Source organism: Chromatiales bacterium (assembly GCA_024234935.1).
Lineage (GTDB): Bacteria > Pseudomonadota > Gammaproteobacteria > Steroidobacterales.
Genome location: JACKNI010000002.1, coordinates 81,404 through 99,382 on the forward strand (window position 1 = coordinate 81,404; position 17,979 = coordinate 99,382).

Annotated in this window: 14 protein-coding genes; 6 read left to right on the forward strand and 8 right to left on the reverse strand. The window is 61.6% G+C overall.

Annotation, left to right across the window (positions count from 1 at the left end; all coding sequences use genetic code 11):
* Window positions 1-6 precede the first annotated feature (6 nt).
* From H6979_05750 to H6979_05765, 4 genes are read right to left on the reverse strand one after another with little or no spacing between them, the layout of a single operon-like run.
* Window positions 7-720, reverse strand: coding sequence for an ABC transporter ATP-binding protein (locus tag H6979_05750; protein ID MCP5139339.1), 714 nt, complete (start codon window positions 718-720; stop codon window positions 7-9).
* Window positions 717-1,811, reverse strand: a complete 1,095-nt coding sequence (locus tag H6979_05755; GenBank protein MCP5139340.1) for an efflux RND transporter periplasmic adaptor subunit — start codon at window positions 1,809-1,811, stop codon at window positions 717-719. The genes H6979_05750 and H6979_05755 overlap by 4 nt, the downstream gene beginning before the upstream one ends.
* Window positions 1,808-2,284, reverse strand: coding sequence for a hypothetical protein (locus tag H6979_05760; protein MCP5139341.1), 477 nt, complete (start codon window positions 2,282-2,284; stop codon window positions 1,808-1,810). The genes H6979_05755 and H6979_05760 overlap by 4 nt, the downstream gene beginning before the upstream one ends.
* A gap of 30 nt (window positions 2,285-2,314) precedes the next feature.
* The gene (locus tag H6979_05765) at window positions 2,315-2,914 is read right to left on the reverse strand and encodes a PadR family transcriptional regulator (GenBank protein ID MCP5139342.1); all 600 of its coding nucleotides are present in this window, start codon (window positions 2,912-2,914) and stop codon (window positions 2,315-2,317) included.
* Window positions 2,915-3,098: 184 nt separating this feature from the next.
* On the opposite strand from H6979_05765, the gene H6979_05770 reads away from it, so the two are divergent.
* Window positions 3,099-4,085, forward strand: coding sequence for a cytochrome C (locus H6979_05770; GenBank protein ID MCP5139343.1), 987 nt, complete (start codon window positions 3,099-3,101; stop codon window positions 4,083-4,085).
* Window positions 4,086-4,131: 46 nt separating this feature from the next.
* Complete coding sequence (locus H6979_05775; GenBank protein ID MCP5139344.1) at window positions 4,132-4,899, forward strand: phytanoyl-CoA dioxygenase family protein; 768 nt, start codon at window positions 4,132-4,134, stop codon at window positions 4,897-4,899.
* A 12-nt stretch (window positions 4,900-4,911) separates the two neighbouring features.
* Here the strand turns inward: H6979_05775 and H6979_05780 are convergent, their stop codons facing one another.
* Window positions 4,912-6,180 (reverse strand): nitronate monooxygenase, encoded by a 1,269-nt coding sequence (locus H6979_05780; GenBank protein MCP5139345.1) that lies wholly within the window; start codon window positions 6,178-6,180, stop codon window positions 4,912-4,914.
* A gap of 132 nt (window positions 6,181-6,312) precedes the next feature.
* Here H6979_05780 and H6979_05785 point away from each other — a divergent pair, with 132 nt between their 5' ends.
* From H6979_05785 to H6979_05800, 4 genes are all read left to right on the forward strand, one after another.
* Window positions 6,313-8,370: a thioredoxin domain-containing protein gene (locus H6979_05785; protein ID MCP5139346.1), complete on the forward strand. Its 2,058-nt coding sequence runs from the start codon at window positions 6,313-6,315 to the stop codon at window positions 8,368-8,370.
* Window positions 8,371-8,413: 43 nt separating this feature from the next.
* On the forward strand, window positions 8,414-10,822 hold the full coding sequence (locus H6979_05790; protein ID MCP5139347.1) for a TonB-dependent receptor: 2,409 nt from the start codon (window positions 8,414-8,416) through the stop codon (window positions 10,820-10,822).
* Between the two features lie 145 nt (window positions 10,823-10,967).
* Window positions 10,968-13,118, forward strand: coding sequence for a c-type cytochrome (locus tag H6979_05795; GenBank protein ID MCP5139348.1), 2,151 nt, complete (start codon window positions 10,968-10,970; stop codon window positions 13,116-13,118).
* A 78-nt stretch (window positions 13,119-13,196) separates the two neighbouring features.
* Window positions 13,197-14,018: an undecaprenyl-diphosphate phosphatase gene (locus H6979_05800; protein MCP5139349.1), complete on the forward strand. Its 822-nt coding sequence runs from the start codon at window positions 13,197-13,199 to the stop codon at window positions 14,016-14,018.
* Between the two features lies 1 nt (window position 14,019).
* On the opposite strand, the gene H6979_05805 is transcribed toward H6979_05800, so the two are convergent.
* Genes H6979_05805 through H6979_05815 form a run of 3 tightly spaced genes read right to left on the reverse strand, consistent with a single transcriptional unit; the run spans window position 14,020 to window position 17,978 of the window.
* Window positions 14,020-14,439 carry a type IV pilin protein gene (locus H6979_05805; protein MCP5139350.1) on the reverse strand — a complete coding sequence of 140 codons (420 nt, stop codon included), beginning with the start codon at window positions 14,437-14,439 and terminating at the stop codon, window positions 14,020-14,022.
* Window positions 14,440-14,466: 27 nt separating this feature from the next.
* On the reverse strand, window positions 14,467-14,781 hold the full coding sequence (locus tag H6979_05810) for a hypothetical protein (GenBank protein ID MCP5139351.1): 315 nt from the start codon (window positions 14,779-14,781) through the stop codon (window positions 14,467-14,469).
* A gap of 11 nt (window positions 14,782-14,792) precedes the next feature.
* Window positions 14,793-17,978: a hypothetical protein gene (locus H6979_05815; GenBank protein ID MCP5139352.1), complete on the reverse strand. Its 3,186-nt coding sequence runs from the start codon at window positions 17,976-17,978 to the stop codon at window positions 14,793-14,795.
* Window position 17,979 lies beyond the last annotated feature (1 nt).

Genomic DNA, 17,979 nt, shown 5'->3' on the forward strand with positions numbered 1-17,979 from the left:
CCGATCTCAACCAGCGGCCGGCACGGCTGCCACGCGACCAGATACCCCGGGCAGCGGACGGTCCGAGGCAATCACACCATCGCGGATCAGCAGTTCACGCTGCGCATATGCAGCCACGCCGTCATCGTGCGTCACCAGCACGATCGTGCGTCCCTCACGATGCAACTCGGCAAGCAGTCGCATGATCGACTCACCCGCCGCGGAATCGAGATTTCCGGTGGGCTCGTCGGCCAGCAGCAGCGGCGCATCGTTCATCAGCGCACGTGCAATGGCCACGCGCTGCTGCTCGCCGCCCGACAGTTCGCTGACGAAATGCCCGGCACGCTCCGCCAGCCCCACCCGTCCGAGAATATCCAGCGCCCGGTCGCGGTCCACGCGACCGCCGACATAAAGCGCCGGAATCTCCACGTTCTCGACGGCGGTTGTGCGCGGCAGCAGATTGAAAGACTGGAATACGAAGCCGATCTTGCGGCAACGGATGTTCGAACGCTGCTCATCGGTATAGCCGGACACATCCTCGCCATCGAGACGATAGGTGCCGGCAGTCGGCGTATCCAGACAGCCGAGGATATTGAGCAGCGAGGACTTGCCGGAACCGGACGCACCGCGCACGGTGACGAACTCACCCCGGTCTATGCTGAAAGACACATCCCGCAACGCGGGCACTGGCGTACCGTCCTCCCGCATATAGATCCTGGAAATACCCTGTAATTCGATCATTGGCTGTCTTCCTGCCGGCCGGTGGTTTCCTCGGCAGACGGCGGCCCCACCAGTATGCGATCGCCAGGCTGCACGCCCTGGATGACTTCGGTGAAGCCTGCATCGCGGGTACCGGCAACGACTGGCTGGCGCTGCGGTTCACCATCGCGATCAACGAACACGAAGCGCTCCGAGCGGTCACGATGAATGACTTCGTTTGGCACCACCAGCGCCTCGCGCTCGGCAGTGCGGATCGATACGTTCGCTGTCATGTCCGGCTTCAGCAGTTCGGTGGGCGAATCGATGTGGATCATCACCTCGAAGTTCACGACACCCGAGATGATCGTGCCCTTCGGAGCAATCCGCACCACATGGCCCTCAAACTCCTCGGCCGGATACGCTTCCACCGTAAAGCGCACCGGGTTGCCGATCATGACGTTGCCGATATCGGTTTCATCGACCATGGCGATGAGTTCCAGCGCGCCGTCCTCGATGATGGTGGCAAAGGTCGGCGTCGTGAAGGACGCAGCCACGGTTTCACCTTCCTGGGTGGTCACCGCGGCGACCGTACCGGTGATCGGCGAGCGGATCACCGCATAACCCAGGTCGGTTTCGACAACAGCAGCATCCCGGCGCGCCTTTTCGAGACGCGCCCGGGCCTCATCCAGGGCCAGTGCGCGATCCTCGACATCGTTGGCCGCAACAAGTTTTTGCTCATCGAGCCGCTGCATGCGGACAAGTTCGATTTCAGCCCGTCGCACTTCCTGCGCGATGACAGCGACCTGCGCCCGCGCCTGGGCAAGCCGCGCCTCGAGTCCTTTGGAATCGATGGTGGCGATGATGTCGCCGCGCCTGACCTTCGACCCCACCTCGACGTTCAGCTTGTCGACGATCCCCGAAAGCTGGGCGCCCACACGGACCTCGCCACCAACCCGCAGGCGCACGACGCCGGTAGCGAGCACGGTTGCGGCCACGCTGCGACGCTCGGGACTGACGAAGCGGCGCTCTGTCGCAGACTCCGTATCAGCACCGGCCTGGCTCCACGCCCACCAGCCGCCCGCCGCCGCCACCAGGGCAGCGCCGGTCACTGCAAACGCTGTCGCTGCTTTCATTTTCTGTCGTATACGAGAACCATCGGCGGCTTGTTCGCGCGCGCCGTTTCGACGCTCATTTCCCTGCCGTCAGCAGACAGCCAGCGCGTCTCGGTTTTCACGGTCTGCGAGCCGGCCACCGCACCTTCACTGGTCCAGGTCACGACCAGTTTCCCGTTTGCCCAGTGGGCGACCGTCTGTGCCTTGTCCCCCATTGCCCCTTCGTTCGGCACCGGCTTGCCAGTGAGGTCATAGGTGACCTGGCGTTTGGTGGTCTTCATCATGAATTTCGAGCTGAAGTCGATGACCAGTTTTTCCGCATTCTGGGTCACGACGATCGTCTCATCGATGGCCTTGACCATACCGAGGTTCTGGCCCTTGTCGGTATTCAGTTCCCAGTTCCCGCTGAAATCCACGGTGCCGGCCGCAAATGCCGGCAGCGACAGAAACAGACCCGCGACAGCGGCGACAAGCACTTTCTTCAATTCCGACATGACTCTCTCCGTATGAAATAATGTTGCTGACTATTCGCCTGCGGCACGACGTCGCGAATTCATGGCAGCGACCAGCGCCTTGCGTGGACCGTGCCCGAGATATCCAATGGTTTTTTCCATCCATGCCAGTTCGGCATCCATCATGCTCAACAGGTGATCGGCGCTGAGGAAACGCGAGGTGGCCTGCTGTTCGGTCATGGCCCCGCTTTGCGCCAGACTGACATGCTGCTCCATTGCTTCGCGCATTGCCGCCTGCCGGGCGCGCAGCCCGGCGCAGCGCTTGCGCAGCAGGGCCTGCGCTTCGCGCACCGGAATCCACGCGAGGAAACCGGCGGCCACCTGAAAGCCGCCATTGTTCCCATCATAACTGCCGAGTACCGAGCGCAGGAGCTGCTGAAACAATGCCCTGCCGCGCGCGGTGATCGAGTAGACCAGACGCTCGCCGCGCGGGCCACGCGCACCGGTCTCGGACTTCAGATCGACCACTCCCTGTTCGGCGAGGCGGGCCAGCAGGTGATACAGCGTCGGCTTCTTGAAATCCACATAGACCGTTCCATGAGCCACCAGGATGCGGTGCAGTTCATAACCGTGCCGGGCGCCGGCATGCAGGACGCCGAGTACCATCAGCATGCGGGTTGCCTGCGCAGCAGATGCCACCGCCAGATTTTTCGACGTCGCGGAATCCATAGTCAGGACGGACTATATGATGGCAATACCCTATAGTCCAGCCTGACTTCAGGTACGGGATCGGGCCGCTGGCTGACGCACGCAGACCTGACTACCATGCGTCATCGCTGCGGAGAGGAAAAGTCCCATGCTGCGCAAAGTTCTGATCGGTGCCGCCCTCCTGCTCGTGCTCGGCGCCGGTGGATTCTTCATCTGGTTCGGCGTGTTGCTGCCAGCTGACATGCCCATACCCCAGGTACAGGCTGTTTCCACACCGGAAACTCTTGCCCGGGGCGAATACCTCGCCCGGCATGTGGCCGTGTGCATGGACTGCCACTCGACACGCGACTGGAACCGGTTCTCCGGGCCAATCGTCGCGGGAACACTGGGCAAGGGTGGCGAACGCTTCGACGAGAAGAATGGCCTGCCCGGCGTGATCATCAGCAGGAACATCACGCCATCGGCGCTGGGCAACTGGTCAGACGGCGAAATCGTCCGGGCCATGGCCGGGGGCATCAGCAAGGACGGGCATGCGCTCTTTCCGCTCATGCCCTACGACGCCTACCGCTTCATGGATGAGGCTGATGCGCTGGCAATCATCGCGTATCTGCGCACCATTCCGGCGCAGGCCAACGAGGTACCACGCCATCAGCTCGACTTCCCGCTGAACCTGATCGTCAATGCAATTCCAAAACCGCCGGAGTTTCGCAAGGTCGATCACGGCAACACTGTCGAATACGGGCGCTACCTTGCCACTCTCGGCGGCTGCGTCTGGTGCCATACACCGGTCAACGCCCAGTCACGCTCGATCCCCGAAATGGCTTTGGCAGGGGGCCAGGCATTTCCGATGCAGGGTGGAACCGTACGGTCAGCGAACATTTCCCCGGATCCGCAAACCGGAATCGGAAGCTGGAGCAAACAGGATTTCATCAGCCGCTTTCGCGCCTATTCCGGATCCGGGGCAGAGGCGCTGCCGCTTGGTGCTGACAACTTCAACACCCAGATGTCGTGGACCCAGTTTTCAGGCATGACCGATGACGACCTCGGTGCGATATATGAATTTCTCATGCAGTCCAGGCCGATCAACAACGCGGTAACCGTCTGGGAAATAGCCGCCGCGGGTGACAATACGTGATAATGCCGCCACTCCCGTGCCAGCAGACAGAAGAGAGAATGAACAGATGGAATTGAGCACCCAGGACGTCGAACGGTTCCGCCAGCGCGGCTATTGCGTGCAGCCCGGCTTTTATGACCAGGCGACCATACGGAAAATCTCTGCCTGGCTGGATGCGCTGAAAACCACACCCCCACCGGACGGCGCCGAGGCCTGTTATTACGAACAGAGTCCGGTCACCGGCGAAGAACTGCTGGTTCGCGTCGAGCACGTACTCGGCGAGCACAACCCGGAAATCACCCGTCTGATGCTCACCCCGAAGCTGCTGGGCGCGATCACCGACCTGCTCGGCGAGGAACCGGTGCTGTTCAAGGAAAAGGTCAACTACAAGCTGCCGGGCACCCGTGCCGACAAGCTGCACCAGGACCAGGCTGCCGGCTGGAACGCCTATACCGACTTCTTTGTCACCATGGCGGTGGTCATCGATGCCAACCGGCGTGACAACGCCGCGCTGAGCTTTCTGGCCAACGGCAAATACGAAAAAGCGCTGATGGGGCCGGAGTGGCAGCCGCTCACCGAGGCGGATCCGCCCTGGGAACCGGCCAGCGACTATGAACTGCTGGAGGCGAATCCCGGCGACGTGGTGTTCTTTGACTCATATGTGCCGCATGGCTCGCCGGCCAACACGAGCAACGCGCCCCGCCGCAACATCTACCTGACTTTCAACCGGAAGTCGGCTGGCGATCTGCGCATGCGCTATTACCACGACAAATGGAAAAGCTATCCGCCGAACAAGCCGGGGCAGGGACGCACCTCGGGCAGCTACCGCGTCTGAAGGCCGCGCCGCCTATTCGGACGGCAGCAGGACCTCTTCCGGCGGCAGCAGGATCTGGTGATCGGTGCTGAACTGGTAGTCGCGGAAGATATGCTCCGCGCTCAGCAGCTGCCAGCTGCCGTCGGGCAGACGGTGCGTGGTGTCCTTGAGCCGGTAGGTGTAGTGGCCACACGTCCAGCAGTCGAAATTCCGCATGTGCGTGCACAGGCAGGTCTTGTCCATGACGGAAAACTTTTCGCCATCCGGATGCTTGTCGAGTTCGCGGTTGTAGGCCTCGATATACGCACAGTTGCCTGAGGCATCCAGCAGGTAACCGTAGGCTTCACAGTTCGGGCGGATGTCGGAACCGATCGCCGGACTGCTCTTCAGCATGCGCATCGGGTAGCCGGTGGGCGAAATCAGGTTGACCTCGATATCGCTCTCCCTGGCGCGGAAATATTCCTGCTGGACCTTTTCCGGCAGGCCGCATTCGCGGGCCACGGTAAAGCGCGTCGCCAGCTGGACGGCCGCGCAGCCGCTTTCCAGAAATTCGACCGCGTCGCTGCCGGTAAAGATGCCGCCGGCCGCGATCACCGGGATATCCAGGTTTTCCTGCTTCAGGTACCGGATAACCTCGTCGACGATGGTCTTCAGGTCGTACTGCGCCCAGTCCAGGCCAAATCCGAGATGGCCGCCGGCCAGCGGCCCCTCGACGATGACGTAATCCGGCAAGCGGTCGAGACGCGCGCTCTTGCGCAGGAACAGGATCAGCGCGCGCAGCGACGAGACGATGATGCCGATCTTCACATCACGGAAGCGCGGGTGGTCTTCAATCAGCGCCATCGAACCGAGGTGCAGGCCTGCGCTCAGCGTGACGCCATCGATGCCGGCGTCGAGCGCCGCCGTCAGGCGTACACGCAAGGTATCGCGCGGATTGCCCATGGTGAGCTTTTCCATGGTGTTGATGAACACCATGCCATCACCGCGCTTGGCCTCCATGGTGCGACCCACGTGCAACCTGGTCGCTTCGGCCAGCCGTACCAGATCGAACTTGACTGCCGACTTGTCGCGGTTGGCGACGTTGTATTTGAATTTCTTCTGCTTTTCCTTGACGAAGCCGGTCTTGAAACGCCGGTCGGAGACCGTGGGCACCATGGCATCGGAAATATGCCCGATCCCGCCCAGCCGGGCGGCAACAAGCGAAAGTTCTGCCGTGGAAATATCCACACCCATTCCGCCGGTAATGATCGGCACGAACTCCCTCTTGCCGAATCTCAACCGGAAATCGTCAACTCGTTTCATCGTTTGCTGCCGGTTCCGCGGGGACCCCGCAGGCCTCGTCATGTGACAGGGGCGCAAGTATAGACCGTAGGCCATGCAGCGCGGGAAAAAGGATAATGGATTCAGATGACATTTACAGTCAGGATCCGCCCCATGAACCATCTGGCCGGCGAAACCAGCCCCTATCTGCTGCAGCATGCAGAAAATCCCGTCGACTGGCACCCGTGGAATGCCGCGGCGCTTGAGCGCTCGCGTAGCGAAAACAAGCCCATCCTGCTCTCGATCGGCTATTCGGCCTGTCACTGGTGCCACGTCATGGCCCACGAGTCTTTCGAGGATCCGGCCACGGCAGCGGTCATGAACCGGCTGTTCATCAACATCAAGGTAGACCGCGAAGAGCGCCCGGACCTCGACCGCATCTACCAGACCGCCCATCAAATGATCACGCAGCGCGCCGGCGGCTGGCCACTGACCATGTTCCTGACACCGGATGAGCAGCTGCCGTTTTTTGCCGGTACCTATTTTCCCAATGACGCGCGCTACGGGATGCCGGCCTTTGCCGACGTACTGGAGCGCGTCGCAGCCTACTACCACGCCAACGCGGCCGAAGTGAGTCAGCAGGGGCAACAGATACGTGCGGCACTGGCGCAACTCGAACCGGCACAGACCGCCGCAACCGAAGCGCTGGACGACACGCCGCTGACGGCTTTTCGACAGCTCATCGTCCGGCAGTTCGACCGTGAACACGGTGGCTTTGGCGGGGCGCCGAAATTTCCGCATCCGGCCACCATTCAGCGACTGCTGCACCACTGGCGCAGTACCGCCCATGAAGACAAACCGGATACCGAGGCACTGTTCATGGCCGCGCTGACCCTCAATCGCATGGCCGAAGGCGGCATCTACGATCATCTGGGTGGCGGCTTCTGCCGCTACTCGGTGGATCGCTACTGGACGATTCCGCACTTCGAGAAAATGCTCTACGACAACGGACCCTTGCTCGCACTGTACGCACGGATGTTCCAGATCAGTGGTGACGAGACTTACCGGACCATCGCGCGCGACACCGCCGCGTGGGTGTTGCGCGACATGCGGTCACCGGAAGGTGCCTTTTATTCGAGCCTGGATGCCGATTCCGAAGGCCAGGAAGGCAAGTTCTACGTGTGGACACCCGGGCAGGTCCAGGCACTGGTCGATGCGGATGAGTACGCGGTGCTTGTACCCCGATTTGGCCTGGACCAGCCGGCCAATTTTGCCGAGCCCGCGCATGGAATCAGCGCCTGGCATCTGCGCATCTGCCGGAGCATGGAACAGATCGCCGAACAGACGGGGCAACCGGTTTCAGCTGTACGCCGCCTGCTGCTGACCGGCCGGGCAAAGCTCCTCAGGGCGCGCAACCGCCGGATCGCACCGGGCCGCGACGACAAGATCCTCACCAGCTGGAACGCGCTGATGATCCGCGGTCTGGCCATCACCGCGCGCGTGCTCAACAGCAGCAGCCTGGCAGACGACGCAGCCCGCAGCCTCGATTTCATCCGGACGCAGCTGACGGCCGATGGCCGTCTGCGTGCCACCAGCCGCGACGGCCAGGCCCGCCTCAATGCCTATCTCGACGATTACGCTTATCTTCTGGATGCCGTCCTCGAACTGCTGCAGACGCGCTTCAGCGCGGAGCATCTGCACTATGCGATCTGGCTTGCCGACTGTCTGCTGACGCATTTCGAGGACAGCAGCAACGGCGGCTTCTGGTTTACCTCACACGATCATGAAACCTTGCTGCACAGACCGAAACAGTTCGCCGACGACGCCATGCCCGCCGGTAACGGTATCGCCGCCTTTGCACTGGCCCGGCTCGGCTGGCTGCTCGGCGAAGTATGCTACCTCGATGCAGCAGAACGCACACTGCGTGCCGGATGGCAGGCCATGCAGGAATTTCCGCACGGTCACTGCAGCCTGCTGGAAGCGCTGGATGAATACCTGGCACCGCCCGAGATCATCATCATCCGCGGTGCAGATGAAGAAGCCGCCAGCTGGGCCGGCACACTTGGCGCCGCCTACAATCCACACCGCATGATCTTTGCGATTCCGAACGATGCCAGCGGACTGCCGGATGTGCTGTCTGTAAAAGCAGGCAGCGAACGTACAACCGCGTATGTCTGCCGCGGAATGAGTTGTGGCCCAATGGTCACCGATCTGAAAGCACTGTTGAGCTGAGCGCCGCGCCTGACGGCAAACAAGCGGAATCCGGAGATCACCCATGCCCCCTGCGCCGAACCGATGCATTCCAGGTCGGGGTCAGCCCGCGATTGTTCGTCGGCGTCTGAAAAATAGCAGTCTGACCTCGATTCTGCTGCTCCTGGTCGGCGCGAGCCTGGCGGCTGCAGAACCGATTCCCGAAGTGGTGGTGACGGCCCGCAAGCGCAGTGAATCGCTGGTGTCGGTACCGGTTTCCGCAACGGTGTTCTCGACGGATGAACTGGAGTCGCCGGCCGTCGTCAGCCTGGTCGATCTCACGCGCTTTACGCCGGGCGTGGCGCTGAACTCCGCGACTGGCCGGCAGGCCACTTCATACCGGCCGGTATTTCGCGGCGTCACCACCGTACGCAACGGCGTCGCCAATGCCAGCGCTGGCGGTACCTTCGTGGACGGCATCTATGTCAGCGGCGGCTTGCTGGCAGCCGAGATGGACAACCTGGAGCGCGTGGAGATCCTGCGAGGTCCGCAATCCGCACAGTTTGGCCGCAATACCTACGCCGGCGCGTTGAACTATGTGACCCGCGCACCGCTCGCGGCCCCGGCAGCTTCCGTCAAGCTCACCGTCGCCGAACATGACACCCATGAAGTATCGGGCTGGTGGAGCGGGCCACTGGTCGATGACCGTACCCTCCTGTGGATCGGTGCGGGGCACCGCGAATACGGCGGCGAATGGACCAACAGCCGGGACGGATCAAGCCTCGGCGGCGAAAAATCGGACGAAGCGAGCGCCAAGCTGCTGCTGCGGCCGACTGATGCCCTGGATGCCACGCTGCGGCTGGCCTGGCAGCACACCGACGATGAGCATTTCGCGATGTACCTGCAGCCGAGCACGCTGAACAACTGCTGCGAGCGCAGTGCCGACGCGCCGCGCGCCCGCGGCTATTACATTGGCAAGGCCCAGCCGGAAAACTACCTGAACCTTTATACCGACCTTCTTGAACAGAACGGTGGTGCCGGCAATCAACTTGACCGTACCTCAGGCAGTCTGGCGATCAACTGGCGTCTCGACGGCATGACGCTGACCAGCCTGACCGGCCTGTTGAGAGACAGGCTGGAAAGCGGCTTCGACAGCTCCTATGGCGGCTATGATCCCAGCCCGCCAACCATGCCAGGATCATTCCTGATTCACGAAGTCCGCGACTTCGATGATGTATCGCAGGAACTGCGCCTGACTTCGGCCACCGACAGGCCGCTGCGTTTCATTGCCGGACTCTACTACTACAAGGGTGACGCAAAGACCGTCAGCCGCGACCGTATCGACCCCCGACCGGGCCCGACACTCGGCACGCCGATAGCGGATTCCCGTGGCCGGGACGAGGTGGAAAATCACGCAGTATTCGGCAGCCTGGAATACGATTTCGCACCGCGCTGGACCGCAGGCATTGAATTGCGCTGGGCAGAAGACGAGGTGACAGTCACCACCACACCAGCCAGCGCAACCGGCTGCGACAGCACGCGCTGCAATGACACCTTCAGGAGCCTGACGCCGCGTTTCACGCTGGCGTGGCGCGCTGCGGATGATCTCACCGCCTACGCGAATATCGCCAAGGGAACGAAGCCCGGCGACTTCAACAGCAAGGTACCGACGCTGACCGACGGATCGCCCGACGAAAGCTACCGCGTCGTCAATGAGGAAACCCTCTGGAGCTACGAACTCGGCCTCAAGTCAGCGATGCTCGATGACCGCCTGACGCTGCTGCTGTCGACCTGGTATCTGGAGGTTGCAGACCAGCAGGTGACGACGCTCATCGAACTCGACAGCGGCGGAACCGCGTCGATACTGGTCAATGCGGGCAAGACCGACGCATACGGCATCGAGGCGGAAGTTCAGGCGGCACTGACCGACAATTTTTCCGTGCATGCCAGCTACGCCTGGACCCGTTCGGAATTCGACGAGTACATCAGCCCGGAGGAAGCGGATCTGCGCGGCGGCAATGGCAGCTATGCTGATACGCAGCGCCTGGGTGACGTGAGCGGCAAGGATTCGCCCCGCGTACCGAAGCACATGGCCTCGCTGGCGGCCCGCTATCAGCGGGCACTGACTGCCGATACGCAGTGGTATGCAGCCGCCGACTGGACATACGAGTCTTCCAAGTATGCCCAGGAACACAACCTGATCGAGACCGGTGACCGGCAGCTCGTGGGCCTGCAGGCCGGACTGCAGCACGGCCGCTGGGACGCAAGCCTCTGGGTACGCAACCTCTTCGACGACGACACGCCGGCGGACGTGATCCGCTACTTCGACGGGCGTTATCGCAGCCTGGCAACGGATCCGGATGGTCAACCCTACAATCCGCCGCTCCCCGCAACACCACCGGGCGTCGCGCGGGCAAGCTCCATTCCGCGTGGCTTCGCGATCCCCCTCGCGCCGGGCCGCCAGGCCGGAATTACCGTCCGCCTCAAGTTCTAGAAAGTGCCTGGAAACGCGCGCCCGCCGGAGTAAATTAGGTACAAGAACTTAGGTACAAGTCACGATTGTTGCTCATGTGGCAGCGCGTTAGCGTCCTGATTGAGCAATCACATACTCAGACAGTGCTTTTTTTGGGGATTTATTCATGAATAATCAGTCGACGTTGACCCGTTTCAGGGGGCGTAGCCTGGCGGTACTGGCAGGAACTGCAGCAATTTCATTGCAGCTTTTTGCAGTACAGGGGCTTGCGGCATCAGGGGAACCGGAAGTACACAAGGCCGAGGTCGCCAGTGCGGCCACCGGCAAGGGCAGCAAGGGCGAGGCACTGTTCCAGGCCAACTGCGCCGCCTGTCACCAGGCCAACGGGCAGGGGCTGCCCGGCGCATTTCCGCCGCTGGCCGGTTCCGACTACATCGCCCAGAACCCGAAGGTGCTGATGGAAGTCACCCTCCAGGGCAAGCAGGGCAAGATGGTCGTCAACGGCAAGGAATACAACAACATCATGCCGTCGATGAGCTATCTCAGCGACGCGGACCTCTCGGCGATCACCACCTACGTCCTGAACAGCTGGGGCAATCCCGGTGGCAAGATCACGACGAAAGAGATCAAGAAGTTCCGCGAGGCCAATGACCTGCAGGCCAAGCAGGGCGCAGGCGAGCGTCACCCCGGCACCGGTGAATCCGAGCAGATCTACCAGTCGGCACCGATCGGCATAGAGCCCCCGGAGCGGACGGCAAAGGTCAAGGCGCCGCCGATGACCGAGGCAGAATTCAAGCAGGCCACGCAGATCTACTTCGAGCGCTGCGCAGGCTGCCATGGCGTGCTGCGCAAGGGTGCAACCGGCAAGCCGCTGACCATCGATCTCACCCAGGCCAAGGGCACCGATTACCTCAAGGCACTGATCAAGTTCGGCTCACCGGGCGGCATGCCCAACTGGGGTACGTCCGGACAGCTGTCGGATGACGAGATCGACCTGATGGCGCGCTTTCTCCAGCACGAGCCGCCACAGCCTCCGGAATGGGGCATGCCGGAAATGAAGAACAGCTGGAAGGTACTCGTACCGCCGGAAAAGCGCCCCACCAGTCCGCAGAACAAGCTGAACCTCGACAATATCTTCGCGGTCACGCTGCGCGACGCGGGTGAGGTTGCCATCATCGATGGGGACACGAAGCAGATCGTCACCATCATCAAGACCGGTTATGCAGTACATATCTCCCGCATGTCCCACTCCGGTCGTTATGTGTATACCATCGGCCGCGATGGCAAGACCGACCTGATCGACCTGTGGATGAATCCGCCGCAGACGGTCGCCGAGATCAAGGTCGGCCTGGAGGCGCGTTCGGTCGAGACCTCCAAGTACAAGGGCTACGAAGACAAGTACGCCATCGCCGGCGCCTACTGGCCGCCACAGTACGTGATCATGGATGGCGCCACGCTTGAGCCACTCAAGATCATGTCCACCCGCGGCATGACCGTCGACACGCAGGAGTATCATCCGGAGCCACGCGTAGCGGCGATCGTCGCTTCGCACCAGCACCCCGAGTTCATCGTCAACGTCAAGGAAACCGGCCGCATCCTGCTGGTGGACTACAGTGACATCAACAACCTCAGCGTCACCACCATCAATGCCGCCCGCTTCCTGCATGACGGTGGCTGGGACTCCACCCTGCGCTACTTCCTGACTGCGGCGAACAAATCGAACATGGTCGCGGTCATCGACTCAAAGGATCGCAAACTGACTGCCATGGTGCCGGTAGACGAGATTCCACATCCGGGCCGCGGCGCGAACTTCATTCACCCTGAATTCGGACCGGTCTGGGTCACCAGTGCGCTGGGCAACGACAAGATCACGATGATCGGTACCGATCCGGACAAGCATGGGCAGTACGCCTGGAAGGTCGTCAAGGTACTGAAGGGCCAGGGTGGCGGATCACTGTTCGTCAAGACGAACCCGAAGTCCCGCAACCTCTGGGTGGATACGCCGCTGAATCCGGATGAAAAGATTGCCCAGACGGTCGCGGTGTTCGACATCAACAATCTCGATGCCGGATACAAGGTGCTGCCGATTGCCGAATGGGCGAAGCTCGGACCCGGGCCGAAGCGCGTCGTACAGCCTGAATACAACAAGGCCGGCAACGAAGTCTGGTTCTCCGTATGGAGCGGCCAGGCCGACGAGTCCGCGATCGTGATCGTGGACGACAAGACCCGCAAGCTGAAGAAGGTCATCAAGGGGCCGAAGATCATCACCCCGACCGGCAAGTTCAACGTGCATAACACGGTTCACGACATCTACTGATTCCGGCGCGGGGCCAGGCTGCGGATTATTTTGCAGCCTGGCCCCAACCCGCCCGGTGCGATTTAGTACCATGGGCGGATGGACTCCACCCTCCTCCTCAAGGCCCTCATTCTCGGCATCGTCGAAGGGCTGACCGAATTCCTGCCGATTTCATCTACCGGTCACCTGATCCTTGCGGCTGACCTCCTCGGCTTCAACGACGACAAAGGCAAGATCTTCGAGATCGTGATCCAGACTGGTGCCATGCTGGCGATCGTCTGGGAATACCGGCTGCGCTTCAGCCGTGTTCTGGGCGGAATGTTCAGTGACGCCGCCGCACAGCGCTTCATCGCCAGGCTGCTGGTGGCCTTCATGCCGGCGGCGATCATGGGCCTGCTCTTCGGCAGCTACATCAAGGCGATGCTGTTCAGGCCGGTGCCGGTCGCCATCGCCTTCATTGCCGGTGCTTTCGTGATTCTATGGGCCGAGAAACGCCAGCACCGGACAAGGGTCGTCGAAGTCGACGACATGAGCTGGCGTGACGCCCTGCTGGTCGGCTGTGCCCAGTGCTTTGCACTGATTCCCGGTACCTCGCGGTCCGGATCGACGATCATCGGCGGCATGCTGTTCGGCCTTTCGCGGCGTGCAGCCACCGAGTTTTCATTCTTCCTTGCCGTTCCCACCCTGGTCGCCGCGGGTGCTTATGACGCCTGGAAAAATCGTGCGCTGCTGGATGTGCACGATATCGGCCTGTTTGGTGTCGGTCTGGTGGCGGCCTTTGTCTCGGCGTTCCTGTGCGTGCGCTGGCTGCTGCGCTTCATCGTGTCACACGATTTCACGATCTTCGCGTGGTACCGGATCGTGTTCGGCCTGATCGTCCTCGGCACCGCATATGGCGGCATCGTCAACTGGTCAGCATGAATTACCAGCAGTGCGCGGTATTGTCGCCCGTCGCGGAACGGGCGCCGACAGCGTTTAATTCGAGGTCGCCGCAATCCGTGTCGTCGGCCTGTGCGCCCTGGGGTGCGGCACTCAGGCTATAGGTCGCAATGCCCGGAATATCGCCCTCTTCAATCGTCGCCGTCACCAGGTAGAAGCCTTCTTTCGAGGTTATCTCGTCACCATCGGCAATTCCGCAGGCCGCGGCATCATAGGCACCAAACTGCGTGTAGCAGCGTTCGAGGCGCTGCGCGACATCGTTGAGGGCGATCCGCCCGTCGGCCCGGCGGCTCTTGATGACACTTTGCTGGTAGCTCGGTACGGCGATCATCATCAGGATGCTCGCAATCACCATCACGATCAGCAACTCGATCAGCGTGAAGCCGCTCATTCTGGATTTCATCAGGACATTCCTTGTTGCGGGTCCGGTTCAGTCCGGCAGCAGTACGACACTGTCGACCACGCTCTCGCCAGGCTTCGCGAGGCCGATCCTCACACGCATGCCGGGCTTCAGCTCGCCAAGCTCAAGGCGCGTACCCTGTGGCCAGGTCACGGTTGCCCGGCCCGAGAGGCTGTAATCAGTGCCGTTTGCGCGGATCTCCCTGGCCGGAACATCGACCGCTTCAATCCTGATCACCAGCTGCTCCGCAGGCTCGCCGGCGAACAGCACCGTCGATGCCAGCAGCGAGCAAAACGCCAGCGCCTTGATCAGCGCAACCGGGACCCTGTGATCGTTTCGTTGCATGTTTCGCTTCCTCACTGGATTTCACGCCAGGACAGGCGTCCCTTCTGGTTGCCCGCATTCTCGATGGTCGTATCGATCTTGCCCTTGCTGCCGCTGGCGTACTTGCATTCGATGTTGCCCGCTCCGCAGCTGCTGATGATGCCTGGCGTCTTGATGATGCCTTCCTTCGACTTGCGGCCACTGGCGGCAACCAGCGGGCTGTCCGGATCATTTGGATCCAGGTGCACGAAGTCTTCGACATCGAAGGCGAAATCCCGGTTCAGGTCGAAGGGTGAAGACTCCAGACGAGACCCCGACAGGGCGTCCAGCTCCATCAGCCAGCTGTCACCGCCGGCCGAACACTGGTCGCCGGAGGGTATGACGGTCGTGAAGATGATTCTCCCGGCACGCAATATCGGCGTGCTGACCTGGCGCTCGCCCGAAGTCGGCAGGTCAAGGTACCAGCCGTCGTCGTCATCCTCGATCACATTATTGGTGGTGACGCGGATGCCTTCGATATGGCCATCGAAGTTGATCACCTGTTCATTCAGCACTTCCTGCTTCACCAGAGTCGAGCGCCCGGCTGCTGGCAGGACCAGCGTCGTTGCGCCCTTCTCGTTCTTGTCACGGATTGCATAGACCGTATTGGCGCCGGTACCCACACCGTTGTCACCGTCCGCAAAATAGCGGCCGGTGCCGAAGTACACGAAGTAGCCGGCAGGCGGGCTGATACCCACCTCGGGGCGCGCAGTGATGGGCTGGCGATTCCCCGCCGTGCACGGATCGCTGCTGCAGGCTGTATACAGTGGCGCCGGTGCGCCGCCACTGCTGAATGCCACATGCCAGTCGGCCGGGTTGCTGCTGCTCAGGTCAAACTTCCACATGTTGCCCTTGAGATCGCCGGCATAGACGAAATCCGTAATCCGGTCCGCATCGACGTCCACAGGCGTCGGGTTGGACAGGCCGTTGTCACCGCCAACGCCGGTATCGATCTCCCGGATGATTGCACCGGTCTTCAGGTCAAGCACGAAAAGTTCCGCGTTGCCGCCACTGTTATAGCCGTTGGCCACGATTGCAACCCACTTGTCATTGGCCAGCCGCGCGATCGTGGGACTCGGGATTGCCACGCCCATGTTGGAGTCATCTGCGGATGTAAACTCCCACATGACGTTGCCGGCGGAAAAACTGCCGGGGGCAGTTACATTCAGCGCATAGATACCCTTGCCCCCGCCCCCCAGGCTGCCCAGCAGAATGGTTCGCCAGCTGCCATCGATGTAGGCGTCCATGGCGCGCGGCGCACCGTCGTTGATCAGGCGGTGATTGGTGTTGAAGGACGAATGCGTGAGCGCACTGAGCTGCGGATAAACGGCATTCGGCATGTAGGCCATCAGCTCCACGCCGGTCTCCGCGTTGAAACCATGCAGCATGCCGTCGTTGGCCGCCACATAAACGGTGGGCGTCCGGCCGGTATAGGCCGCACTCTCCCGGAAAGTCAGATAGGAGCTTCCTTCTGTCCCCGGCAAGACGTCAAAACCATAGTTCTGCTGCCCCACATAGGTCGGATCCGAATTCACGATATCGCCCAGCACCGAGCTGCGCGGCCGGAAAGCAACACCATTTGGCGCTTCGTTGGAACGATCACCACGCAGGTACAGCAGGCGGTTTGCGCCATTGCCGTCAGCCGTGCCGAATACATTCTTGTTGAGCTCGGCCTGCTGGCCGGCTGTCAGGTTGGCCCAGGCGAATACCCGGCCGCGTGAACCCAGTGCCGCACTCGGGTCGTAAGTGTAGATGTTGCGATCGCCGGCGGCAGGCATCAGCTCGGCCGCGTTCCAGCCAGTACGCGTGTTGCCATTTCCCAGGTCAAGCGATGGGACCGATTCCCCTTCTTCCAGGTTGGCGATGCTGCCGTCGTCGCCAATCGGATAGGCCAGCAGCTGTCCGCCCCAGTCCTTGCTCGAGAAACGCGCCTGGTAGATGAAGGTATCAGAGGCCAGTCGCGTCGAGTTGGTGGCCACCGAAGCAGCTGAACCGGTGCGCCGGGCGATATCGGCCAGTGCCGCCTGCAGGGCGATGGTCAGGGATGCCTGGTCATTGGCCTGGTAGTAGCGCCCGGTGCCGTACTGCGCAGCATCTGCCAGCATCTGGTTTGCTGCCGTAAACCCGACCGTATAGGTCACGAGGTTCTGGCGGGGATCATCAGGATCATCAAAGCTCTTGCCGGTGTCATCGTTCCCGGTGCGCATGTCGATGTCATAGGCGAACTTCGCCATGTCGTCGAGGTACAGGGTATTGCCCTCGTCGGTCGAGGCGCCGGTCTTGAAACCATCCGAGTACTGCGGGAAATTCGGGTAATCCGACGCCAGTGTGGTCGGCGCCAGGTTGTCCCAGTTTGGCAGCGCGCGGCTGGTGTCCGCAACGTCCGCGGGATCATTGTTCGGAAAACTATCATCCTGGGTCGGATAGCCGTCGGTAATGACGATCACGAAGCTCTTCTGGCAGCGATACCGGATCGGACTCGTGTAGTAGACGTTTCCGTTGTACTCGCTCTTGAGACCACGGAAATAGCGCGTGACCTCGTACAGCGTCTCGGCGAGCGGCGTCCAGGTGGTCGCGCTCAGGGCGGCAATGGAGGTATTGAGTGCGGCGGTGGTCGCGCCGCAGTTCTGAACGATCTGGCCACCGGCATCGGTATTGAAGCGGGTCAGACCGAGGCGCAGATTGGCATTGTCGTTGACCACCTGGGTAGCGACATTGCGAGCCACGGCCATGCGGTAGGTATTCGGGATCTGTCCACCGGTCAGATTGGTGTTGTTGGCATAGGTCTGGAAGAGGTAGTTGAGATAGTTGCCGGAATAGCGGGTATTCCGCCCGCCGACCGGATCCGGCAGGACCATGCATTTGGTCACCCCGGCACTATTCCTGCCCCGCACCCAACCGACCGCACAGGTACCGCGTGCCAGATCCGAATGATAGATATTGCCATCTGTCGAGCTCCAGCCCCAGCCGGGATAGGTGACACTCGGGTTGAAACCGGTGGCCCAGATGATGTTGTTCATGCTGCCCGAGTTGTCGACCACCAGCATCACGTTCGGCGTGACGCCGGCGGCGATGAACAGCGGCATCTGGGCAATCGACACCGCATTGCCCGCCTGGCTCATGGTCAGCAGGAAGGCGGCGAGAAATGTGGACATCCCGGTCCGGAGAGAGCTGCGCATA